General features: G+C 43.2%; 20 protein-coding genes and 1 pseudogene. 13 read left to right on the top strand and 8 right to left on the bottom strand.

Annotated features, from left to right (window positions below; all coding sequences use genetic code 11):
* Positions 1-161 precede the first annotated feature (161 nt).
* The gene (locus tag ABXS78_RS16685; RefSeq protein WP_366248165.1) at positions 162-1,577 is read left to right on the top strand and encodes an amino acid permease; all 1,416 of its coding nucleotides are present in this window, start codon (positions 162-164) and stop codon (positions 1,575-1,577) included.
* A gap of 81 nt (positions 1,578-1,658) precedes the next feature.
* Here ABXS78_RS16685 and ABXS78_RS16680 read toward each other — a convergent pair whose 3' ends face one another.
* Complete coding sequence (locus ABXS78_RS16680) at positions 1,659-2,363, bottom strand: YetF domain-containing protein (RefSeq protein ID WP_366248164.1); 705 nt, start codon at positions 2,361-2,363, stop codon at positions 1,659-1,661.
* Between the two features lie 306 nt (positions 2,364-2,669).
* Between ABXS78_RS16680 and ABXS78_RS16675 the strand changes: the two genes are divergently transcribed.
* Genes ABXS78_RS16675 through ABXS78_RS16665 form a run of 3 tightly spaced genes read left to right on the top strand, consistent with a single transcriptional unit; the run spans position 2,670 to position 6,856 of the window.
* Positions 2,670-4,517, top strand: a complete 1,848-nt coding sequence (locus tag ABXS78_RS16675; protein ID WP_366248163.1) for a beta-glucoside-specific PTS transporter subunit IIABC — start codon at positions 2,670-2,672, stop codon at positions 4,515-4,517.
* Positions 4,518-4,522: 5 nt separating this feature from the next.
* Positions 4,523-5,977 (top strand): glycoside hydrolase family 1 protein, encoded by a 1,455-nt coding sequence (locus ABXS78_RS16670; protein ID WP_366248162.1) that lies wholly within the window; start codon positions 4,523-4,525, stop codon positions 5,975-5,977.
* Between the two features lie 30 nt (positions 5,978-6,007).
* Complete coding sequence (locus ABXS78_RS16665; protein WP_366248160.1) at positions 6,008-6,856, top strand: PRD domain-containing protein; 849 nt, start codon at positions 6,008-6,010, stop codon at positions 6,854-6,856.
* A 163-nt stretch (positions 6,857-7,019) separates the two neighbouring features.
* On the opposite strand, the gene ABXS78_RS16660 is transcribed toward ABXS78_RS16665, so the two are convergent.
* Positions 7,020-7,403, bottom strand: a complete 384-nt coding sequence (locus ABXS78_RS16660; protein WP_366248158.1) for a RidA family protein — start codon at positions 7,401-7,403, stop codon at positions 7,020-7,022.
* A gap of 105 nt (positions 7,404-7,508) precedes the next feature.
* Between ABXS78_RS16660 and ABXS78_RS16655 the strand changes: the two genes are divergently transcribed.
* A complete protein-coding gene (locus tag ABXS78_RS16655) occupies positions 7,509-7,847 on the top strand; it encodes a helix-turn-helix domain-containing protein (RefSeq protein WP_366249966.1) in 339 nt (112 codons plus the stop codon).
* 119 nt (positions 7,848-7,966) lie between these two features.
* A pseudogene (locus ABXS78_RS16650) lies at positions 7,967-8,110 on the top strand (Crp/Fnr family transcriptional regulator); the annotation flags it as partial.
* A gap of 92 nt (positions 8,111-8,202) precedes the next feature.
* On the opposite strand, the gene ABXS78_RS16645 reads toward ABXS78_RS16650, so the two are convergent.
* Positions 8,203-9,162, bottom strand: coding sequence for a proline dehydrogenase family protein (locus tag ABXS78_RS16645; protein ID WP_366248157.1), 960 nt, complete (start codon positions 9,160-9,162; stop codon positions 8,203-8,205).
* A 53-nt stretch (positions 9,163-9,215) separates the two neighbouring features.
* Positions 9,216-10,037, bottom strand: a complete 822-nt coding sequence (locus tag ABXS78_RS16640) for an AraC family transcriptional regulator (RefSeq protein ID WP_366248156.1) — start codon at positions 10,035-10,037, stop codon at positions 9,216-9,218.
* Between the two features lie 225 nt (positions 10,038-10,262).
* On the opposite strand from ABXS78_RS16640, the gene ABXS78_RS16635 reads away from it, so the two are divergent.
* On the top strand, positions 10,263-11,366 hold the full coding sequence (locus tag ABXS78_RS16635; protein WP_366248155.1) for a hypothetical protein: 1,104 nt from the start codon (positions 10,263-10,265) through the stop codon (positions 11,364-11,366).
* Positions 11,367-11,425: 59 nt separating this feature from the next.
* Positions 11,426-12,058: a copper homeostasis protein CutC gene (locus tag ABXS78_RS16630; RefSeq protein WP_366248154.1), complete on the top strand. Its 633-nt coding sequence runs from the start codon at positions 11,426-11,428 to the stop codon at positions 12,056-12,058.
* Between the two features lie 215 nt (positions 12,059-12,273).
* Here ABXS78_RS16630 and ABXS78_RS16625 read toward each other — a convergent pair whose 3' ends face one another.
* The 4 genes from ABXS78_RS16625 to ABXS78_RS16610 all read right to left on the bottom strand — a co-directional run bounded on the left by ABXS78_RS16625 (position 12,274) and on the right by ABXS78_RS16610 (position 17,679).
* Positions 12,274-13,638 carry a sodium-dependent transporter gene (locus ABXS78_RS16625; protein WP_366248153.1) on the bottom strand — a complete coding sequence of 455 codons (1,365 nt, stop codon included), beginning with the start codon at positions 13,636-13,638 and terminating at the stop codon, positions 12,274-12,276.
* Between the two features lie 212 nt (positions 13,639-13,850).
* The gene (locus ABXS78_RS16620; protein WP_366248152.1) at positions 13,851-14,447 is read right to left on the bottom strand and encodes a pyroglutamyl-peptidase I; all 597 of its coding nucleotides are present in this window, start codon (positions 14,445-14,447) and stop codon (positions 13,851-13,853) included.
* Positions 14,448-14,462: 15 nt separating this feature from the next.
* Complete coding sequence (locus ABXS78_RS16615; RefSeq protein ID WP_366248151.1) at positions 14,463-16,451, bottom strand: S9 family peptidase; 1,989 nt, start codon at positions 16,449-16,451, stop codon at positions 14,463-14,465.
* 100 nt (positions 16,452-16,551) lie between these two features.
* Positions 16,552-17,679 (bottom strand): amidohydrolase, encoded by a 1,128-nt coding sequence (locus ABXS78_RS16610; protein ID WP_366248150.1) that lies wholly within the window; start codon positions 17,677-17,679, stop codon positions 16,552-16,554.
* A gap of 188 nt (positions 17,680-17,867) precedes the next feature.
* Between ABXS78_RS16610 and ABXS78_RS16605 the strand changes: the two genes are divergently transcribed.
* From ABXS78_RS16605 to ABXS78_RS16585, 5 genes are read left to right on the top strand one after another with little or no spacing between them, the layout of a single operon-like run.
* On the top strand, positions 17,868-18,314 hold the full coding sequence (locus tag ABXS78_RS16605; protein ID WP_366248149.1) for an Lrp/AsnC family transcriptional regulator: 447 nt from the start codon (positions 17,868-17,870) through the stop codon (positions 18,312-18,314).
* A gap of 15 nt (positions 18,315-18,329) precedes the next feature.
* Positions 18,330-19,388 (top strand): M42 family metallopeptidase, encoded by a 1,059-nt coding sequence (locus ABXS78_RS16600; RefSeq protein WP_366248148.1) that lies wholly within the window; start codon positions 18,330-18,332, stop codon positions 19,386-19,388.
* A 60-nt stretch (positions 19,389-19,448) separates the two neighbouring features.
* The gene (locus ABXS78_RS16595) at positions 19,449-20,300 is read left to right on the top strand and encodes a M55 family metallopeptidase (protein ID WP_366248147.1); all 852 of its coding nucleotides are present in this window, start codon (positions 19,449-19,451) and stop codon (positions 20,298-20,300) included.
* 34 nt (positions 20,301-20,334) lie between these two features.
* Positions 20,335-21,261 carry an ABC transporter permease gene (locus tag ABXS78_RS16590; protein WP_093726102.1) on the top strand — a complete coding sequence of 309 codons (927 nt, stop codon included), beginning with the start codon at positions 20,335-20,337 and terminating at the stop codon, positions 21,259-21,261.
* A gap of 1 nt (position 21,262) precedes the next feature.
* Positions 21,263-22,207, top strand: a complete 945-nt coding sequence (locus ABXS78_RS16585) for an ABC transporter permease (RefSeq protein WP_366248146.1) — start codon at positions 21,263-21,265, stop codon at positions 22,205-22,207.
* Positions 22,208-22,209 lie beyond the last annotated feature (2 nt).

The following is a 22,209-nucleotide window of genomic DNA, read 5'->3' as shown; positions in this document are numbered from 1 at the left end:
GTGATGATTTTCATCTTAGGGAGATGATTTTCAGATATTCACGCAAGTATTAACTGGGGCATTAATAATGGACGTTATTTTCCCTGCACCAATTCTTCAAGAATTGTTTCCTCATAACAGCAGATAATAATTACACATATCACGACTTTGAGGAGAAAATCATGGAGAAAAAAGGTAAAGGTTTATCTGCTACACAGTTAACGATGATGGCGTTGGGGAGCGTAATAGGGGGTTCCTTTTTCCTTGGTTCGTCGGTAGCCATCCGGGCAGCGGGACCTTCCATTATAATTGCTTATATTTTGGCGGGTGTGCTGGTTTACTTTATCTTGTATGCTCTGTCAGAGATGACGGTGGCCAATCCTTCTATGGGGTCATTCAGCACCTTTGCAGCCCAGAACCTGGGGCAGGGGGCAGGGTTTGTAGTTGGCTGGCTTTATTGGACGGGCACCATATTGTCTATGTCCAGTGAAGCTACTGCCATTAGTATTTTGTTCCGGCAGTGGTTCCCGAATATCTCGATTGCGTTGCTCGGGGGATCCGTTATTATTGGCGTGACGCTTATTAATTTATTGGGTGCTGATAAGCTTGGAAAACTGGAGAGTGCGCTTTCTGGTGTGAAAATATTTGCCATCATCTTCTTTATCGTTACAGCTGTTGTGTTGATCTTTGGATGGCTTCCGGGATCAGGACCAGTTGGGGCAGGGGCGCTGGCGGATGAACCACTGATGGCAGGCGGACTTCGAGGACTTGCCGGAAGTATGCTGCTGATCGTTTTTGCTTATGCAGGTTTTGAAATTATCGGGCTTGCTGCCTCAGAAGCAGAGAATCCACGTGAAACAATTCCCAAAGCGATCCGTTATACAGTTTTTTCGCTGGTTGGTCTTTATGTCCTCTATGCTGCTGTATTGCTGCCGCTTATTCCAACTGCATCACTGAATGAAAACACCAGTCCAATGGTCGCTTCCCTTAATCGCTGGGGCATAGGCTGGGCAGGGACTGCAATAAACATTGTTCTTATTTCAGCCATTTTATCGGCGATGCTGGCTGCCATCTTTGGACTAGGCAGAATGATTCGCTCCCTGACCGATGAGAGACATGCGCCAAGCTGGCTGAGAGACAAGGGAGATGTTCCTTATCGCGGGATTCTGTTTTCCGGACTCGCCATGCTGCTGGGACTGGGATTCGGCCTTCTATTTCCAAGGGCATATTTGGTGTTGATCAGCACCGGGGGATTTGCATTGATCTTCACTTACGCCGTCATTATGGCGAGCCATATCCGCCACCGCAAAAAGCATGGCTGTCCGCCGAATGGCATTTGCCAAATGCCGGGATTTCCCTATAATTCCTGGATTGCTTTAATAAGTATGATTATCGTTTTACTTTGTATGCCTTTTGTTCCAGGACAGGAAACCGGCTTGATTTCAGGAATTGTCATGGTGGTATTCTATACACTCATCTACTTGGCTGTAAAATCCCGCAATCGAAGGAAAGCAGCATTTGGTCCGCCTCTTCAAAACCTGGTAACGGAATTTTCGGAGGAATTGACCACAAATGAAGAAGGAAAAGAAAAGAAATAAATGGAACTAAAAGAAGCTGCCGTATCCTAATAGATACTGCAGCTTCTTGCCTTTATATAGTCAAAAATACGACCATTAAAGCTAGCGATACAAGAATACGTTTAGATTTTCATTTTTATCAGTTGTGGCAAGCAATACATCTTTTACTTCAGTCTGATACGTATTGTTTAGATAGGACACAACCCACGCTTCATCCTTAGATGTTTCTTTCAGTTCTTCATAAACAATTTTCCCGTCCTTTATAATCGTTCGTGGGAGATAAAAAGGCTGCATGTTTATTTGCATGGTCTCTGGTGTGATCGGTTCATATTTAGGGTCCAGAAAGAACGATATTCTTCCTTCAGCCTCCCAAAGTGCTAGGGCCACTTTCTTTACATCCTCCACTTTGCCTTGCCGTAATTCTTCTAATAATACATCGATCGATATTCTTGCATGCCGTAAGCCTTCATAAAGGATCTTTCCTTCTTTCACAATCGGGATCGGCTTATGATTGATCAAATTACGAAACCAAGGCCATCTCAAGATAAGAAATATTCCGCCCAGATATAACAGCACCAATACAATAGTTGTAACGATGGATCCTTTGAGGCCAAGCTCTTCATCTGATAAAGGGTGGGCAATAATATTTCCAACAACTAATGCAATAACAAAATCAAGAAGCCGAAGCTGTGAAATAGACCGCTGACCAAGAACTTTAGCGACAATCAGTAAAAAGACAAATGATACGACTGCTCGAAGCACCCACTCTAAAGTTGTAAGTGTTTGCTGGCTTTGTATAAAATCCAAATAAAGCACATCCTTTTCCTAACTCATTATTACTATTATTTCCCACTAAAACCTTGGGTATCCTTACAGTTGAGTGAAAACGCTGTGCTTGAGTTTTCCAGTTAAACAAAACATATTTATAATTATCACAACAAAATGTTGACGCTTACATTTTTATATTTTATACTGAAGTCAGTTAAATAAAACCATTAGACATGTGACTGGTAATGCAGGCAGGATCTAATTCGGCAAGATGTATTCATTTGCCGTATTAGGTCCTTTTTTGTTTTCTTTCTACCCGTCGCATCGAGAAAGAGAGGGTTAGGGATGGATTACAAACAAGTCGCAACAGACGTTTTGCAGCATATTGGGGGCAAGGAGAATATCGCGCATCTTGGGCATTGCTCGACGCGTCTGCGTTTCTCGCTCGTCGATAACAAGAAGGCAGATATCAAGGCGCTGGAAAGTACGCCAGGTGTCATCGCTGTTCGCATGACAGCGCAATGCCAGGTTGTTATCGGTAATGATGTGGTGGAGGTATACAATGAGCTCCAGAAGCTTATTGGGGATGTTGGCGGGGAGGAAGCTGCTGATCAGCCAAAAGAGAAGAAAAAGATCGGCGCAACCATTCTTGATTTTATTGTCGGTGTGTTCCAGCCGTTAGTACCAGCTATCGCAGGCGGCGGTATCCTGAAGTCACTTTTACTCTTGCTTGCTTTGATGGGAGTCCTGGAAACCGAAAGCCAGACATATCAGATACTGAACATGGTCGGGGATGCACCCTTGTACTTCCTGCCATTGCTAGTAGCAGTAACAACGGCAAATAAACTGAAGGTTAATCCGTTAGTTGCGTTATCAGCAGTCGGCGCCCTGATTTTGCCGAACATGACAACGATGCTCACAGAAGGTGCACAGCTGTTTTCATTCAACCTGCAAAATATCGCTTATGCATATCAAGTATTCCCGGCAATTCTTACTGTCCTGTTTTATGCACAGATGGAGAAGCTGTTCACACGTTTCTCACCAAAACCGATTCGGATTTTCTTCGTACCGATGATGTCACTAGTAATTACAGTGCCGATTGCGCTGCTATTGCTCGGACCTGCTGGTTACACATTTGGTCAAGGCTTCGCTGCCGTCATCCTTTGGGTGTATGAATATGTTGGCTGGCTTGCAGTTGCGTTGCTCGCCTGTGTGCTGCCATTCATGGTTGCAATGGGAATGCACAAAGCATTGCTGCCTTACGCACTGACTACATTGAGTGGCACTGGCCGTGAAGCACTTTACATGCCAGCTTCTCTTGCGCATAACATCGCGGAAAGCGGTGCCTGCTTTGCCATCGCATTGCGTACCAAAGATAAACGGCTTCGTACAACGGCTGTATCTGCTGGTATCTCAGCATTCTTCGGAATCACAGAGCCTGCACTATACGGTGTTACATTGCAAAACAAAAAGGTACTCGCGAGTGTTATGATAGGAGCATTCGTAGGCGGTACATTTGTCGGAATCGTTGGATTGCAGGCATTCGTTGTCGTTGGTCCAGGACTTGCCAGCATGAGTATGTTCCTATCTGAAGATCTGCCGCGTAACATTCTGTACGCAGCAATCGGATTCGTATTATCTTTCGCAGTTGCATTCATTGCTGCCTTCATTCTCGGCAAAGACAAAGAACAAGTACAGCCAGAAGAAGAGAAATTTGCTGAGAAAATCGGCCGAGGGGAAACTTTCACCAGCCCAGTAGCCGGCAAAATGATACCGCTGTCACAAGTGCAGGATGAAGTATTTTCTTCCAAAGCAATGGGTGATGGAATCGCAGTTGTCCCTTCTAAAGGTGAACTATATGCTCCGGTGGACGGCGAGATCTCAATGATATTCGAAACAAGTCATGCACTTGGCATGAAAACAGAGACAGGTGCAGAAATATTGTTCCACGTGGGACTGAACACGGTACAGCTTGGCGGCGAGCACTTCACACCGCAGGTCAAAGTCGGAGATCAAGTAAAAGCAGGCGATGTGCTGCTCACTTTTGATCTAGAGAAAATCAAAGCAGCCGGCTTTGATCCTGTCACACTCGCAATCATCACCAATACAGACAAATATAATGTTCAAATCAACAAACAAGAAAACGTTACCCGTCAGGATAAGCTGATGGTCATTACCCAACTAGGAGGCTGAAACAGATGACATTTTCTAAAGATTTCTTATGGGGCGGCGCTATTGCCGCCAATCAGGCAGAGGGTGCTTGGAATGTAGACGGCAGAGGAATGAGCGTAGCGGATGTAGCGAGCTACCGTTCCGACCTGAGTCTTGATGATTATGAAGGCCACGTAGCAATTAGCTCAGATGTTGTTCAAAAAGCAATGGATGATCCGACTGATAAATATTATCCGAAGCGCCGCGGTATCGATTTCTATCATCATTACAAAGAGGATTTGGCACTATTCGCTGAAATGGGTTTTAAAGCACTGCGTGTCTCCATCGCCTGGAGCCGTATCTTCCCAACAGGAGAAGAACAAGAGCCGAACGAAAAAGGTCTGGAGTTCTATGACAACCTGTTTAAAGAAATGAAAAAGTACAATATCGAGCCGATAGTAACGCTATCCCACTACGAAATGCCATTGGCACTCAGTGTGAAGTATAACGGCTGGGTCGAGCGCAAAGTGATTGATGACTTTGTCCGCTTCTCCAATGTGTGCTTCAACCGCTATAAAGATTACGTGAAGTACTGGCTTACTTTCAACGAAATCGACAGTATCAACCGCCATCCGTTCACAACTGCAGGCATTATTCCAGACCGCTGCCCGGAAGGTAAGGAAGAAGAACAGGTATATCAGGCGCTGCATCACCAGTTCGTTGCATCTGCTCTAGTTACAAAAGACTGCCACGAGATCATCCCTGGCAGTCAGGTCGGCTGTATGCTGACAAAGCTTACGACATATCCCAACACTTGTAAGCCAGAAGATGTGGAAATCACGCTTAAGAAGAACCTGCAGAACTACTTCTATGCTGATGTACAGGTATTCGGAGAGTATCCGCGCCTGACATTGAAGAAGCTGGAGCGTAAAGGTATCCACATTCAAATGGAAGAAGGCGACTTGGAGATTCTGAAAGAGAATACAGTAGACTATCTTTCCTTCAGCTACTACATGTCCCTGACAGAGTCAGTAGAAGATGGCCTGGAGAAGACTGCTGGTAACACAGTAAGAGGAGTGAAGAACCCTTATCTTCCGGCTACTGACTGGGGCTGGCAAATCGACCCGATCGGATTGAAAATCAGTTTGCTCGAGCTGTATGATCGTTATAGACTGCCACTGATCATCGTTGAAAACGGCATGGGCGCCAAGGACGAAGTCGAAAGCGACGGCAGTATTCATGACGATTATCGCGTCGACTACTTCCGTGAGCATTTCCGTCAAATGAAGGAAGCTGTTGAAGAAGGTGTTGAGCTGTTCGGCTACACGAGCTGGGGCCCGATTGATATCATCAGTGCCGGCACATCCCAAATGTCGAAGCGCTATGGCTTCATCTACGTAGATCAAGATGACGAAGGCAATGGCACGCTCGAACGTAAGCGTAAAGACTCCTTCTATTGGTACAAAAAAGTGATTGAAAGCAATGGGGAAGACCTCGACTGATAGATACACCGCAGAGGATAGGTGAGGCCGATGATTAAGATCAAAAAAGTGCTCAATTCCAGCGTCGTGCTGGTGGAGGGCGAGGAAAGACAAGAATATATCCTATTCGGCAAAGGAATCGGCTATGGCCAAAAAGCCGGCAGCATCATCAAAGAGGACCAAGCTGACCAGACTTTCATGCCGATTGAAAATGCCAAAGCCAAAGAGTTCCTGCGCCTGCTGGATTCCATTCCGCAAGCATTTATCGACCTGACACAGCAAATTGTCCAGCATGCCGAACAGCAGCTCGGCACAAAGCTTAACACAGGTATCTATTTCACGCTAATGGACCATTTGCATTTCGCGGTCGAACGCTATAAAAAGAATATCAATATCACAAATAGAGTGTTCTGGGAAATCAAGAATTTCTACCAGGAAGAATTTGAGGTTGGCACGTATGCCTTGAAGCTGATTAACAAGCAGTTTCAGATCGAGCTGCCGAAAGAGGAAGCAGCCAATATTGCCTTCCATTTGATCAATGCCCAAGGCGAAAAGCAGGAATCGAACGACGGGATGAAATATGCAAAAATGATCGGCGGCATCGTCAACCTAGTCCGCTACGCCCTGCAAATCAAAATGGACACCGACAACATCCATTACGGCCGCTTCATCACGCACGTGAAATTCTTCGTCGAGCGCTTCTACGCCGACAGCATGCTCGACGACCCAGAAAATCTATTGTTCGAACAAATTGCCAATCTGTACCCGCAAGCCATGGACATCGCCTTCAAGATCGAGAACTACATCTCACAAGTCCACGGTACAATGCTGCCGAAGGAAGAGCTTGCGTATCTGGCAGTGCATATTCATCGGTTGGCCTCTTACCAGCAGTTGAAATAAATAAGAACAGTAAACCAGAAACCCGATCTAATGCAAATCTGCCCATACAGATTTGTAACATAGGTCGGGTTTTCTTTTTGTTGGAATGCTTTTATTCCAGTCTCTTCTCGATGAAAAGTAATACATAATTCACAACACATTCATAGAATATAATACAGCTTATTTAATCGGTGTGTGCGATAGCAGAGATTTCGATCAACTGCTCCGGAAATGCCAGGTAGGTGACGCCGATGAGGCTGCCTGCTGGACGATGAGTATCTAGATATTCCTTGAAAAGGGTAATAACGGACTCAGTATGCTCTTGAGGATTAGTTAGATAGACTTCCACATAAGCAAGGTTGGACTTTGTGACATCAAATTCCTTTAGTACACGATCAAGGTTTTCGAGTGTTTGTCGCGTCTGTGCTTCGATATTATCCTCGCCAATGAATGTGCCGTCCTCATTATGTGAAAATTGGCCTGAAACGTAAATCGTACCGTTCACGCTGTAGCCTTGACTGATACCATGATCCCAAAGGTCATGGTTATATGTTTTGATATCCTTCATATTTTTCTCTCCTTTTATTAGAACTAAGGTAAGTATAAAATGAATAGAAAAGGGAAAATAGTACGCACTTTTTTGATAGATACTACCGGAAAGGATAGTGTTCATATGGGAATGGCCGATTATAAAGAGAAGGGGAATGTCCGGGAGACGCCTTTTGGTTATACACTTTCCGTTGTTGGAGGTAAGTGGAAAATGCTCATCCTTTACCTATTGGCAGAAAATCAACCCGTTCGTTTTAATGAAATGAAAAGAAAGCTAGAGCCAATCACTTTTAAGATGTTGAGTTCCCAGCTTAAAGAATTGGAAGCAGATGGGATGGTCAGACGAAAAGAATATCCTCAAATTCCTCCTAAAGTGGAGTACAGTCTCACCCCTAAAGCAGAAACGCTATTACCTGTTTTGGAGCAATTATGTGAATGGGGAGAAAAAAATCGTCATAATTAAGTCCACTCTGCATAACTGTACAGGTATTGTTTTAAAGATTGAGTGAAACTGATAAAAAACTAGCAAATCACATCCTATTGAAAGAGAAAAGCCCTTTCTGTGAGAGCAGAAGGGGCTGTTTGTTGACTGACGGCAGGGAATATAATGTAGCCTTTACCTTAGAAAAAGACTTTGCTGCCTGTATGATTAAAAGGGAGCCCTCTACAATTACCATCGAAGCAATGGAAGACAGGACAGTTATTCAAATACCCTATGTGTTACTGCAGAGTAACCATTGAATCTTCAACTTATAATTCTGAACACCAGATCTTTGTTGTTCCTAATATACAAAGGAACAATAGAAAAAAGTTTTTGTTTAGTAAGCATTTTTCTCTCTATCATTATTTTGTTCAATAATATCTGATATAAAAGTATATATATTCGGAGGATACTCAGCAATCCGATGAACTAAATACAAATACCACTCACTGCCGTATGTTACGTAAACTTTAGCCTGGATATTATCCTCTTTTAATGATTTTAAAAGGTCAGACTGAACCCCATCCAGCATCTCTACTTCAACATTCGGACTATAAAGAAAACCCTTCGCTTTTAGGTCCATCAATAAACTTTCATCATGTGTAGCAATAGACAATGGATGATTACTATCGATACACTTGGATACAAATTCTGAATACCGTGTATTTAACTCCTCGGATCTTGGTATATATATACCTTCCGGCTCTTGATAAGCTCCCTTTACTAAACGTATTCTGCCAGTCGTTTTCAGTAGGTCATTAAGGTCATTGTATGAACGCTTCAAATGAACTTGTAATGTTATCCCAACATTTGAGAAAATTTTCGATATCCTTTTATATAGTGATAAAATCGTATCTGTTTTTTGCGATTCTTCCATACTTATCATAAGTTGAATATTACGCTTTTGTGCTTCATTTGCTAACTCTTCTAAATTAGCAAATGCAATCTTCTCAGAAATCATCATCCCGATATGAGATAGATCTAATGATACGGTAGCCGCCAGTTGATTATTTCCTAGATCTTTTATTAATTCTATAAATTCATTTTTGGCAATCATACATTCTTTTTTAGACGTTGTGTTTTCGCCGATAAACTCCAATGAAACCTGATAGCCTTTATTATAAAGGCTTATGACACGGCTCATTCCTTCCCTGCGTGTTTCTCCAGCTACAAAACGGTCTGCACCTTTAATGAGAAAGGGATAAAGCTCTTCTGAATTTTGAAGATAGGCTTTTATTTCTTGGTCTCTAGCAATCGACTTGAGAGCTTTTGAAAAGCGAATCTCTTCACTAGACATAAAACATTCACTCCTTGTTTTCTCAGTTTACTTTTTAATTTTTTTATAGCGGATTATCTGTCATTCGAAATAAAAATATTCCTGTATTGACCGGGCGTTAATCCAATATAAGCTAAAAAGGAATTGCTAAAATGACTCTGATCTGCAAAACCTGTCTCTATTGCGGTATCTACTGGTTTTACTCCTTGTTCCAATCGTTTTTTTGCTTCATTAATACGAACTGTTTGCAAGTAACGATGTGGGGTTATACCTCTAAATCTAGTAAAGGAACGTAATAAAGAATATTTGTTCATATTCGCTATTTTTGCTAAATCTTTTAATGCAATATGTTCCGCATAATGTTCTTCCAGATAGCGACAGATATTTTCGATTTCTTGTTTCATAGCTTTTGGGTCATCTTCAATGGCTTCGGTATATTCTTCAATAAGCTGTTGAATAAGAAAATAAAAAGTTTCTTCTTTCTCAAAATCTGATATTTCGTCCATGATCATTTGGTGGAGATTATGTAATAATTTTGCTTTTTCACTTTGGTAGGCAACAGGAGAAATAAAGTTTGGGAGATAATCCTGCCCTGTAATCTCTTTTGTCACTTTTTGCATGATTTCAGGTGTGATATTCAAGCAGCGATAGTCTAGAGTTTGGTTATCAATTGATTCACAAGCATGATTGTCAAAGGGGTTGAAAAATATAATATCACCGGCACCTATTACATATTCTTTCTTCTTACATAATAGTCTTCGTTGCCCTTTCTCTATAAAACCAATCACATAATATTCATGGAAGTGGTTCGGGAATTTCTGCATGATTCCTTCAAAACGATATGCTTCTATTTTTAAATCGTGGTCGAAGCATACCGTTCTTTCCTCTTGTCCCATAAGAAAAACCTCCTAGTGATCTCTAATATTTAATGTAACACATGAGGTTAGGGCTCTCTTGTAGAATATTGACTTTTAATAGAGATCTAAAAGGTGTTTATTAATTTATGAAGGTGGTAAGTGTAAAAGGCACCTTTCGACTTTTACATATATAATGTAAGATTTCATTGTTTGATGTAAAACACTCTTCCAGCAAAGAAATACTTTTAACACAGGTGGGATAATATGAAAAAGTTAATTATGGCAGGCGCTAGCCTTGCAGTCATTCCGGCTTTATTATTAGCAGGCTGTTCGCAGGAAGCAAATACACAAGACCAAGAGCCGAAGTCAAAAGAAAAGTCAGAGGTGAGCTCGGATGAGCAGGCAGCAACTTCTTCAGAACCTGCGTCTCAGCCTAGCTATCAAGCTATTAAACCTTCTGAGGAGGCTCAACCGCTGGAAAGTCATTATACAGAAACACAGCTGGCGGAAATGCCAAAAACAGAGGCGCATGGGGATGATACGGAGAGGAGCGTTCCTTTAGGTCAAACCTTGGAAAAAGGTACGGAAGATGAAACAGATGGACCGCTTCAGAAAAATAGAATCGTTTCTTATTATGGTCATCCTGATTCTACTAGCATGGGGATTCTGGGAGAGTACAGCCCAGAGGAATTAATGAAGAAATTGAAGGACCAAACCAAGGCTTATTCCGAACTGGATCCTGAGAGACCGGCTATCCCAGCTATCGAATTAATCGCAACGGTTGCCCAGCGAAACCCTGGGGAGGATGGGCTTTATATGCATGCGACAGCTAATGAGGATATTGAAAGATATGCGAAGTTAGCCGAAGAGAACGATGCTTTGCTGATCCTCGATGTTCAATTGGGACGAGACAATATTAAGAATCAAGTGAAGTCATTGGAGAAATATTTGAAATTGCCTTATGTCCACTTAGCTATTGATACGGAATTTCATGTGAAAGAGGGGCAAATTCCCGGAGAAGATTTGGGGCATGTTGATGGCGAGAATGTACAAGAAGCTATCGATTATGTATCAAATCTAGCATCTGAGAATGGACTTCCTGACAAGGTTGTCATTGTCCACCAATTTGCAGACATCATCATCAACAATAAAGAAGCCATCCATCCCGCAGAAAACGTGGAAGTGGTGCTGAATAATGATGGCCACGGCATTGCAGCTTTAAAACGATCTGGGTATCATCAGCTTGTACATAATCAGCCTATCCAATATGGAGGATTCAAGGTGTTTTATAAGAAAGACGAACCTGTCATGACACCGGAAGAGGTTCTGGAACTAGATCCTGCACCAGCGTTTGTTAATTACCAATAAGGCTGAGATAATACTATTGAAACACAGCAAGCCATATCATAGGTAAGGTGGGTATACATATGCTTAAAGAAGTCTGTGTAGAGAATTTTACGAATGTCCCCGAAGTTATCGCTAAAGGTGCTGACAGGGTTGAACTTTGCGATAACCTTGCAGCTGGGGGGACAACCGTAAGTCACGGTGTAGCTGAAGTAACTATCAATTATTGCCATGGTAAAGACATTAAGGTTATGAGCATGATTAGACCAAGAGGCGGAAATTTTGTTTTTAGTAAAGAGGAAGTGGACATGATGAAGCGAGATCTTGTCCATTTAAAGGAATTAGGATCAGATGGCGTGGTACTGGGTTGCTTAAATGATACTGGCTGGATTGATGAAGACGCTATGATCCCTTTATTGGATGTAGCAAAAGGACTGGAGATAACCTTTCACATGGCGTTTGACCATATAAGCCCTGAAAATCAGCTTAAAGCGATTGATTGGCTGGTGGAACACGGGGTACACCGAATCCTAACCCATGGAGGCCCGTTAGATACGAGAGTCGAAGATAATCTAGCCAGGTTGAAGGAATATATTGAGCATGCAAATGACAGGATCATTATCCTTCCTGGTGGAGGAATTTCTAGTAAAAACCTTAACTTTATCACTTCTGAACTGAATGTTAGAGAAGTTCATGGGACAAAAATAGTTGATTGAGAGCGACACGAGACTCTCAGAATGATACCTCTAAAAGATAAAACAATATAATCAGAGTTTATGAGCCTTTTCTGTGAAAGCAGAAGGGGCTCTGTTTCATATGAAGTGAAATCAACAAGCATATAGACATACCCGCCTTCTTCGTTTCTGCTTAGATTTGGAGATTGGATACATAAACAAAGAGGACGTAAACCTACGTCCTCTCAACTATCCACTTATGAAAATAATCCAAAAATAAAATCCCAAAGCCCAAGCACATCTAAAAAGACAATAATAATAGCGATTGGCGTGACATATTTTAATAAATAATACCAGACATTAAAGAAGCTCCTGCCAACATTCGATCCAAGAGCCAATTCTTCAAAAAGCTCGCTTTTCTTTATTTTTAGCGGGACAAAGAGTGAAATAAGCAATGCTCCCAAGGGCATTAATATATTGCTGACTGTATAATCGAACAAGTCAAATATTGTCTTGTCGAATATAAGGAAGTCAGACAGCACGCCATATGACAGACAGGACGGAATTCCGACCAAGAAAATCAACATGCCGAGCTGCCATGATCGTTTTGTGCGCTTGGTGTTGTCTTTTTTTGTCGTGGCAGCCACAAAGATCTCCAGCATAGAGAAGGCAGAGGTTAAAGCTGCAAATAAGAATAATAGCAGGAAGATGATGAAGAATAGGGTACCGAATTGCATGTTGCTGAATACCGCTGGCAAGACAGCAAAGATCAGTACCGGGCCAGCATCAGGTTCCAGCCCAAAGGAGAATACTCCAGGGAAGATAGCTAAGCCTGCTAAAAGTGCTACAAAAATATTAATAATAATGATGGAAAAAGTCGCTTGCGGTAGATGCTGCGTCTTTGGCAAGTAGGAAGCATAAGTAACCATGACGGATACACCGACGGATAGGGTGAAAAATGCTTGCCCAAGTGCGAATAATACGGACTCAGATGTCAGATTAGAAAAATCAGGAACCAGCAGGAACTTAATTCCTTCCATTGAGCCATCCAGGCTGACAGAGCGAATGACTAAGATAAGGAATAAAAGAAACAGCGCCGGCATCATGATTTTACTTGTTACTTCAATCCCTTTTTGCACCCCTTTAGCAACCACAAGGATGGCAATCAGCATAAAAAGAAACTGAGCGAAGAGTGTCGGGCCAGGGTTAGAGATGATGTCATTAAATAACGTGCCATAACCATCCTGTGAGAGCCCATTGAGGCTGCCGCGGATTGCTTCAAATAGATAAATAATAATCCAGCCGCCAACAACGCTGTAAAAGGATAATAAAATAAAGCAAGTAACGACACCCAGTCTGCCGATGACAGTCCAGAATGACCCAGGTGCAATCTTTTGATAAGCAGATACAGCATCAAGCTTTGTTCTGCGGCCAATGATAAACTCCCCTATCAAAAGCGGCGCGCCAAGTATGACAGTAAAAAGCAAAAAGATTAGAAAGAATGCGCCGCCTCCGCCAGTACCTGCGATATACGGGAATTTCCAGATGGCTCCCAAGCCGATGGCAGAACCAGCAGCTGCCAATATAAAACCTAATTTGGATTTCCAGTGTTCTTGTGACATGATGCAACTCCTATTCAAATCAAAAAATATTAATGGGAGTATAGTAGCACAATTATCTAGTGAATGGACAGATAATTTTAAAAAATATCATAATAACAAAGAGGCAGTTGAATAGAGAGTATATGTACAAGTAAAAGCCCCTCCTGTATAGCAGGAGGAGCTTTATCTGTTAATAACATCTCTGTCCAAACTTTATAGTTCTACAACGAATTTTAAACTGCTCCAATAATAACTCGCACCGCTTCTTCCAAATCCTTCACTGACCAAGAAGGCAGCTTAGGGTTGCTCAATGCCAATTCATGATGTGCTGGTATATGCACGAATCCTGAGATCATATCCAGCTTATTTGTTTCGATGTGATGTCTGACGGTGTACATCGTTTGATTGCACAAATAGGTGCCAGCAGTGTTAGAAATCTTCGCTGGCAGATTATGTTCCAGCAGTTTCGCCACCATATCTTTAATAGACAAGGTCGAGAAGTAGGCATCAGGTGCATCCTCAAATATCTTTTGCCCGTCATACTGATTTCCAGCATTGTCTGCTTCTCCATCCATGCAGTTTATCGCGATTCTTTCTGGGGTGATTCTATTTCTGCCAGCTGCCAGTCCTAGAGAAATGACAGCAGAAGGCTGGTATTCGTCGATATGTTCTATGATAACGCTGGACGTTTTCTTGAAATCTACAGGGAGCACCTTGCCGATTATCCTTTTCCCATTTATCGTTTCTCCGTCCAAGCTGCGTACAATCACTTCTGTAGGATTTGATGTCATCCCTAAAAAAGCTTCAAATCCTGTGAGTAAGATGTTCAAATCTAATTCTCCTTTTTATTTCAAATACTGATCGAACCAGTTCGTTATTTCAGTAAGACGAATAATGCGCAAACCTGGATCTCCGCTTCGGGACAGCTCATGATTTGATTCTGGGAAACGTACAAAACGTGTAGGTTTCTTTTGCTGCTTTAATGCGATATACAGCTGTTCGGCTTGTTCAATCGGGCAGCGATAATCGTTTTCGCTATGCAAAATAAGCAGTGGTGTTTCCACATCTTTTACATAACGGAGCGGAGAGATTCTCCACAGCTCCTCGGGGTCTTCCATCACAGTTGTTTTGTGTTCCCATTCGGTGAAGTAGTAGCCGATATCACTCACACCATAGAAGCTGAGCCAGTTACTGATCGAACGCTGTGTAACGGCCGCTTTAAACTTATTTGTATGGCCGACGATCCAATTCGTCATGAAGCCGCCATAGCTTCCGCCAGTAACACCTAAACGGGAAGAATCAATCCAGCCATAATTCTCCAAAGCATAATCTACAGCGCCCATCACGTCGTCATAGTCAATGCCGCCATAATCACCGCGCACTGCATCGACAAACTGCTGCCCATAGCCATGACTTCCTCTTGGGTTCATGAACAGGACACCATAGCCTTTGCCAGCAAGAACTTGAAACTCGTGCATAAAAGCATGACTGTACATCGCATGCGGGCCGCCATGAATCTCTAAGACAAGCGGATACGTTCCGCCTTCTTGGAAGCCAACTGGTTTCATGATCCAGCCTTGCAGTTCGGTTCCATCATTTGCTTTAAAACGAAAATCCTCTGGAGCCGATAATGTTTTCGTTTGCAGCAAGTGCTCGTTCACAGCTGTTAAGCGCTGCTCGTCATCGCCTGATAAGGTTGACACAAATAAGTCGCCAGGAATAGCGGCTGATTGGCTGACAGCGTACACAAACCGCTCCTGATTCTTATCAGTACTAAAAGCGTAAACCTGGCGTTTCCCGCCAACAACTTTGGTGATGTTTTTATCTAACGTCACTTGATATAAGCTAGTGGATCCTCGTTCACTTGCTAAGAAGAATAAGGCATCATTTGTCTTGCTCCAGACGGCGCCAGCACTTGCAGCACCTGTGCCCATATCATTGATAGCGACATCATGACACTCCACATCCCATTCACTCGTTAAACAGGAGAGTTCTTTTGTTGCAAGATCCAGTGTCCAGACTCTAGTGAGCGTTGCTCCTGTGTATTCCATATCATCACCCAATAAAGAGAGCTTTGTTCCATCAGGTGAGTAGTTTGGTGTATAGAATCGTTTGTCGCTGTTCGTAAGTTTTTCTGTATCATTTGTAGTTAAATCTAACTGATAGATATCTGAGAAAAATGTCTGCTCCGGATCCTCTGAACGGTTGGCACTATATGCAACATGCAAGCCATCTGGAGAAAATGCCGGCGAATGATGGTTATATTGCCCATCTGTTAGTAAGGTGACTGTACCAGTTTTCAACTCTATCAATACGAGATGATCGAAGGTTTCGTCTGAAAAGCCTTTTGCATCGGACTTGTACACCAGGTTCGTTGTGATATATGGCTTTAGTTTTTCCTCTGTCTTTTCGTTTTTAGCTTCCTTGTCTTCCAGATCGTCTGATGCGGTTAACGGTACGGTAACGATAGCCTTCTTTCCGTCTGGTGACAAAACAGGCTGAGAAGCACCTCTTTTAAAAGTGGTAACCTGACTTGCTTCACCACCGTTAAAAGCAATTTTCCATATTTGCTGCTTCTTGGAGCGATTAGACACAAAGAATATGTATCGTCCATCAGGTGACCATCTCGGCTGCACATCTGAGAAATCACCTTGGGTAAATTGTGTGATTTCCTTTGAGTCCACGTGCATCAGGAATAGATTTGATTGATATTTTTCTTTCTTGTTGATTACTCGCTTCACGAAAACAACCCAATTGCCATCTGGTGATAACTGAGGATCCGATAAGAAGGAGAATTCGACTAAATCTTGTGCTGAAAGACCGTTTGCTGTCATAGTTTGCTGCCTCCTGTCATGGGACATCTATTTATTTGTCATGATATGGGACAAGTTTCTCCATATAAGCCTGGTCTATTAAGAAACCTGCCGTGCATTCTTATACTAATTCGCCGTTTATATAGGTTTGCACTGCTTTATTTCGCAAATCAAATGGGTTGCCGGTCCAGAGGACAAAGTCAGCATCCTTGCCAGCTTCAACAGAACCGACTCTATCATCTACGCCTAGATGTTTCGCCGCATTTAGTGTAATGGCTTTAAGAGCCTCTTCTTCCGACAAGCCGTATTTAACAGCTAAAATCGCACTTGTCATTAAATGCTCAATCGCAATGACAGGGTGATCGGTCGTGATGGAGAATGGGACAGACTCTTCTGCCAGGGCAAGCAGTGTGTTCCAGCCTTTATCGGCAAGCTCTATTTTGGAGCGAGGTGTCATTGTCGGTCCTACCGATACACGAATAGCTTGTTTGGCGATGAACGGTGCGATTTGATGTCCTTCGGTACAATGCTCAATCGTTAAATCAATATCAAATTCCTTTTTCAAGCGTAAAACAGTGACGATATCATCCGCACGGTGGGCATGGACGCGGAGGGGTATTTCTTTATTTAATACTTTGACGATATGCTCTAAGCCTAGGTTTCTGGCTGCTTTTCCAGCTTCACGATCTTCCAGATAGGTTTGCGCCTCAATAAATTTCTCGCGAAGAATGGCCGCGATACCCATTCTAGTCGTAGGCATTCTTCCTTTATCACCGTGGAAACGTTTTGGATTTTCTCCTGTTGCAGCTTTCAGACCGGAAGGATTGCGGATGACCATATCATCCACGATTGTCCCTGTTGTTTTTAACACACACATTTCCCCGCCAATGACATTGGCACTTCCAGGCATAACCTGGACTGTCGTAACACCCGAACGTCTGGCATCCTCAAATCCTCGATCTTGCGGGTTTATTCCATCGATTGCGCGCACCTGTGGCGTTGCTGCTGCGCTTGTTTCATTAAAATCGTGACCTTCTTTTCCTATGCCTTCTTCATGCACACCCAAATGGGTGTGCACATCAATTAATCCAGGGGTGAAGTATGTGCCGCTAGCATCAATGATTTCATAACCTTCAGGAATGCTGGATGCGTCGATAGAAGTGAATTTTCCGTCCTTGATTAAAATAGTTGTATCTCTAAATGTGTTTCCTGTTCCGTCTACGCCAGATACATTTGTTATGGCCTTCATACAATAACCTCCATAAATATCTAAATTATCATTGATTTCTGAAAACTTATCCAATATAATACCCTCTATACCTAATTCCTAATTACGATAGTAAATCAATAATTGAATATTGTAAATGTTCTTCAATGTAAGGTTATGTATCAAAAAGGGGAGTATAATAGTAGAAAAGTCCGAAAGTAGGAAGATTAGTGGAGTATCAAATCGATGAGCTGGACCGCGGTATTATCCGAATGTTATCCAAGGATGGCCGCTTAGCATTTTCAGAAATAGCAAGTGAATTAAAAGTGACGGAGAAAACAATCAGACTTCGTTATAAAAACTTAGTACAGCACAACATCATTGAAGTAGTAGGCGTAGTGAATCCAATCGCACTTGGTTTGAAAGCTGGAGCGATTATTCAAATAAAAACAAAGCAAGGAACGATCACAAAGGTAAGGGAAGCACTCAGCAGGATAAAAGAAGTTCGCTATATCACGATGACTAGCGGTAGCTATCAGCTGCTGATTCAAATCAATGTCCGGAGCCAGGAGGACATAAAGGACTGTATGCTCAAGCTTGACGGCATCGAAGGAATCACGGAGATCAATACGATCATTCAATTGGAAAACTACAAGAATACATTCGAATATCTCTAGGAAGGAGCTGCTCGCTTGATTGAATTAGTAAAGAAGCTGACCAGCCTGCAGGGCCCAAGCGGCTACGAGCAGGAGGTTAGTTATTTTCTAAAGGATTATCTAACCAGTAAGACAGATGAAGTGATAATAGATCCTATTGGCAATGTCATCGCCAAGAAAAAAGGGGCGAAGCCAGGACCAGCCATTCTGTTAACAGCTCATATGGATGAAGTCGGCTTTATTGTGAAAAAGATAGAAGCAAACGGATTTCTTCGCTTTGAAAAGCTGGGCGGCAACGATGACCGCAATCTTATTGCCCAGCCGGTAAAGGTGCTAGGCGAGGAAGGGCATATCAATGGCGTAATCGGAACGCTTTCGGCACACTTTGCTAAATTTGATGACGCGCAAAAGGTGAGAAAGCATAGTCAGCTATACATAGATGTTGGTGCAAGCTCTTATCAAGAAGCAGTGGAAATGGGCATAGAGGTAGGAACTCCTGTCACTTGGGGTTCTGAACTGCAGATTCTCGGGACTTCTGAAAAACCTAAAATCCGCGCCAAGTCACTGGATGATCGGGCAGGGTGTGCTGTGATCCTGCAAGTTTTAGAAGAAATAGAGCAGGATTTCGCAGGCGAGCTCATTTGCTTGTTCACAGTTCAGGAAGAAGTCGGATTGAGAGGGGCAAAAACAGCCTCCGAACATATTGATGCAGACGTCGCTATCGCAATCGATACAACGGCAGTGAGTGATACGTTTGAGCAAACAATGGATCAGACCCTCAGCTTAGGGAAAGGGACAGGCATTAAAGTAATGGATGCTAGTTTGATTGTGCCAAACACGATGAAGAAGCTGCTAGTCCAGCTAGCTAAGGAGCAGGACATCCCCTATCAGCTGGAAGTATTCACTGGGATTGGGACAGACGGCGGTGCAGTCACATACGCCAACAAAGGCATTCCGACAGGTGTATTATCGATTCCTTCCCGTTATACACATTCCAGCATTGAACTTGTAGACGTGGGCGACTTGATCGCAACAAAGGATCTAGTAAAAGCCTTTGTGAAGAGTGTCGATGAACAATCAACGTTTCCTTTCTGAGCACGCTTTTTTTTAAGTTAATTAGTTAGAAAATTTATAATTATCATTCAAAGGTGGGTCATGATGAAAATATTTATTTCGGCAGATATGGAAGGTATCTCAGGTGTTGCAACCAATCAGCAGTTAAAAACGAATTCCGAATACCAGCGTTTCAGAAAGCTGATGACAGCAGATGTGAATGCTGCGATTGAAGGAGCCTATAATGGCGGAGCAAAAGAGGTTGTCATCGCCGATGGGCATGGCAATATGTCCAACATACTGGTAGAAGAGCTGGATCCGCGTGCAAGGCTGGTGTCTGGTAATAACCGCGTCATGTGCCAGCTGGAAGGCTTGGATGACACCTTCGATGGCATTATGTTCGTTGGACATCATGGACGTGAAGCTGGATCAGAACGTACAGTCATTAGCCATACACTGGCAGGTATTTGTGTGAATGAAATGAAGATCAATGACAGAGTTGTCGGCGAGACGGAAATGAACACGCTAGTAGCAGGCGGCTTTAACGTACCAGCTATTTTCATCAGCGGTGATGATGCGTATGTAAAAGAGGTGCAAGAAACATTGCCTGATGTAAAAGGTGCAGTGACAAAACGAGCTGTTGACCGATTTGCAGCCGAGCTGCTTCACCCAGAAGTTGCCCGCAAAGAGATCCGCAAAAAAGCAGAACTGGCGGTTAAAGACATCAAGAGCTTTAAGCCGCAAACAGTAGAAGGGCCTGTCACCTTTAACATCGAGTTCAAAGGACCGCAGCAGGCCATGATGACAACAACACTTCCTACCGTGGAACTGACTGGTCCGCGAAGCATCCGCTTTACGTGTGATGATATTGTCACAGCTTACAAGCATATGTGGGGCTGTGTGATTATAGCGATGACAGCGACAAATGGCGTGCTTGGCAGTGTGAATGCATAAGTGTGACAGGTAGAAAAATAGTGGAGGTGAATCCGTGTATATTGTAAAACGATTGCTTATCATGCTGCTGACAATCTGGGTCATTGCAAGTTTGACATTTTTGATCATGAAGTTCATTCCAGGTGATCCATTTGCTTCAGACGCTGACGTGCTTCCGGAAGAAGTATTGCAAAATATCAGGGCGAAATACAACCTGGATGAGCCAATAGCCGTGCAGTATGTGCTGTATATGAGGGATTTGGTGACATTCGATTTAGGATTCTCCATTCAATCCGAAACAAGATCAGTCAATTCCATCATCGCCGATGGTGCACCAGCATCCGCCTTACTAGGCTTACAGGCATTGGTCATCGCCTTGGCTCTAGGATTGCTGTTAGGGATCGTAGCAGCTTTGAATCATAACAAAGTGCTCGATTATGCATCGATGTTCATCGCGATAATCGGCATATCTGTTCCGAGCTTTATCCTGGCTCCGCTGTTAATCAAGTATTTTGCCGTAGAGTGGGGCATGTTGCCTGTTGCTTCATGGGGAACATGGCAGCATTCCATCTTACCAACGTTAGCATTAGCTGCTACACCGCTTGCTGTTATCGCGCGCTTTATGCGTTCCAGCATGCTTGAAGTGACAAACCAGAACTATATCAAGACAGCAGACGCCAAAGGATTATCAAAAACGCAGCTAGTCATCAGGCATGGCATTCGAAATGCTATCCTGCCGGTTATTTCTTTCATAGGTCCTTTATTTGTGTCCTTAATTACCGGAACATTCGTTATTGAGAAAATATTCGCAATTCCTGGCATCGGCCGTTACTTCGTAGATAGTATTTTCAACCGGGACTATCCAGTCATCATGGGAACAACGATTTTCTTCAGTGTATTGCTGGTCGTGACATTATTCATCATCGATTTATCTTACCGCTATATCGACCCAAGAATAAAACTAACGAGTGGAGGGGAGTAAGATGGAAGCTAAACGCGTGGATGATTCCCTTTTTCGCCCCTTATCACCAGAAAAAAGGGGACATGCCCCTATCCAGCGCCCGAGCATGAGCGTGTGGAAGGAAACAATCCTTTCTGTTCTAAAAAACAAGATGGCAGTGCTTGGGTTCACCCTGCTGCTAGTGATTGGATTTCTGGCAATAGCTGGTCCGCATATGGTTCCATTCGATCCGGCAAAACAGGATCTGGTCAACACCAACGTGGCACCAAACAGTGAGCATTGGTTCGGAACCGATGACTTAGGACGGGATGTCTGGTCGAGAACCTGGTATGGCGCCCGGGTTTCGTTAACGATCGGACTCATTGCCGCAGCAATCGATATCATCCTCGGGGTAACAATCGGAGGAATCTCTGGTTACATGGCCGGACGAAGTAAGTTCGGTGACCGGATTGATAGTATTTTAATGCGAATCGTGGAGATTCTGTACGGTATTCCTTATCTGCTGATTGTCATCCTGCTGATGGTAATCATGGAGCCAGGTATCACATCCATCATCATTGCACTGTCGGTTACCGGCTGGGTAGGGATGGCCAGGATTATACGCGGTCAGATACTCCAGCTGAAGTCACAGGAATATGTGCTGGCTGCCCAAAAGATGGGGACCTCCCACCCCAAGATCATTTGGCGGCATTTGATTCCAAATACAGCAGGTATCATTATCGTGAACCTAACCTTTACGATACCTTCCTCGATCTTTGCAGAATCATTTTTAAGCTTCTTAGGATTAGGAGTTCAGGCTCCATTTGCAAGCTGGGGAACGATGGCGAACGATTCCTTAGGCGTCATTCTCAGCGGGCAGTGGTGGCGACTCTTCTTCCCAGGATTCATGATTGCCCTCACCATGTTTGCGTTTAACGCATTCGGCGACGGCCTACAGGATGCACTTGATCCGAAAGCAACTAAATAGGA

This window comes from Terribacillus aidingensis (assembly GCF_040703035.1).
Classification (GTDB): Bacteria; Bacillota; Bacilli; order Bacillales; family Amphibacillaceae; genus Terribacillus.
Note: the sequence above shows the minus strand (reverse complement) of the source record. Positions and strands in the feature narration are given on the sequence as shown.

Excerpts from the sequence above, each read along its gene's own strand:
- ABXS78_RS16685 (WP_366248165.1), top strand. The coding sequence starts at position 162 with ATGGAGAAAAAAGGTAAAGGTTTATCTGCTACACAGTTAACGATGATG.
- ABXS78_RS16675 (WP_366248163.1), top strand. The coding sequence starts at position 2,670 with ATGGATTACAAACAAGTCGCAACAGACGTTTTGCAGCATATTGGGGGC.
- ABXS78_RS16670 (WP_366248162.1), top strand. The coding sequence starts at position 4,523 with ATGACATTTTCTAAAGATTTCTTATGGGGCGGCGCTATTGCCGCCAAT.
- ABXS78_RS16665 (WP_366248160.1), top strand. The coding sequence starts at position 6,008 with ATGATTAAGATCAAAAAAGTGCTCAATTCCAGCGTCGTGCTGGTGGAG.
- ABXS78_RS16660 (WP_366248158.1), bottom strand. The coding sequence starts at position 7,403 with ATGAAGGATATCAAAACATATAACCATGACCTTTGGGATCATGGTATC.
- ABXS78_RS16655 (WP_366249966.1), top strand. The coding sequence starts at position 7,509 with ATGGGAATGGCCGATTATAAAGAGAAGGGGAATGTCCGGGAGACGCCT.
- ABXS78_RS16645 (WP_366248157.1), bottom strand. The coding sequence starts at position 9,162 with ATGTCTAGTGAAGAGATTCGCTTTTCAAAAGCTCTCAAGTCGATTGCT.
- ABXS78_RS16640 (WP_366248156.1), bottom strand. The coding sequence starts at position 10,037 with ATGGGACAAGAGGAAAGAACGGTATGCTTCGACCACGATTTAAAAATA.
- ABXS78_RS16635 (WP_366248155.1), top strand. The coding sequence starts at position 10,263 with ATGAAAAAGTTAATTATGGCAGGCGCTAGCCTTGCAGTCATTCCGGCT.
- ABXS78_RS16630 (WP_366248154.1), top strand. The coding sequence starts at position 11,426 with ATGCTTAAAGAAGTCTGTGTAGAGAATTTTACGAATGTCCCCGAAGTT.
- ABXS78_RS16625 (WP_366248153.1), bottom strand. The coding sequence starts at position 13,638 with ATGTCACAAGAACACTGGAAATCCAAATTAGGTTTTATATTGGCAGCT.
- ABXS78_RS16615 (WP_366248151.1), bottom strand. The coding sequence starts at position 16,451 with ATGACAGCAAACGGTCTTTCAGCACAAGATTTAGTCGAATTCTCCTTC.
- ABXS78_RS16610 (WP_366248150.1), bottom strand. The coding sequence starts at position 17,679 with ATGAAGGCCATAACAAATGTATCTGGCGTAGACGGAACAGGAAACACA.
- ABXS78_RS16595 (WP_366248147.1), top strand. The coding sequence starts at position 19,449 with ATGATGAAAATATTTATTTCGGCAGATATGGAAGGTATCTCAGGTGTT.
- ABXS78_RS16585 (WP_366248146.1), top strand. The coding sequence starts at position 21,263 with ATGGAAGCTAAACGCGTGGATGATTCCCTTTTTCGCCCCTTATCACCA.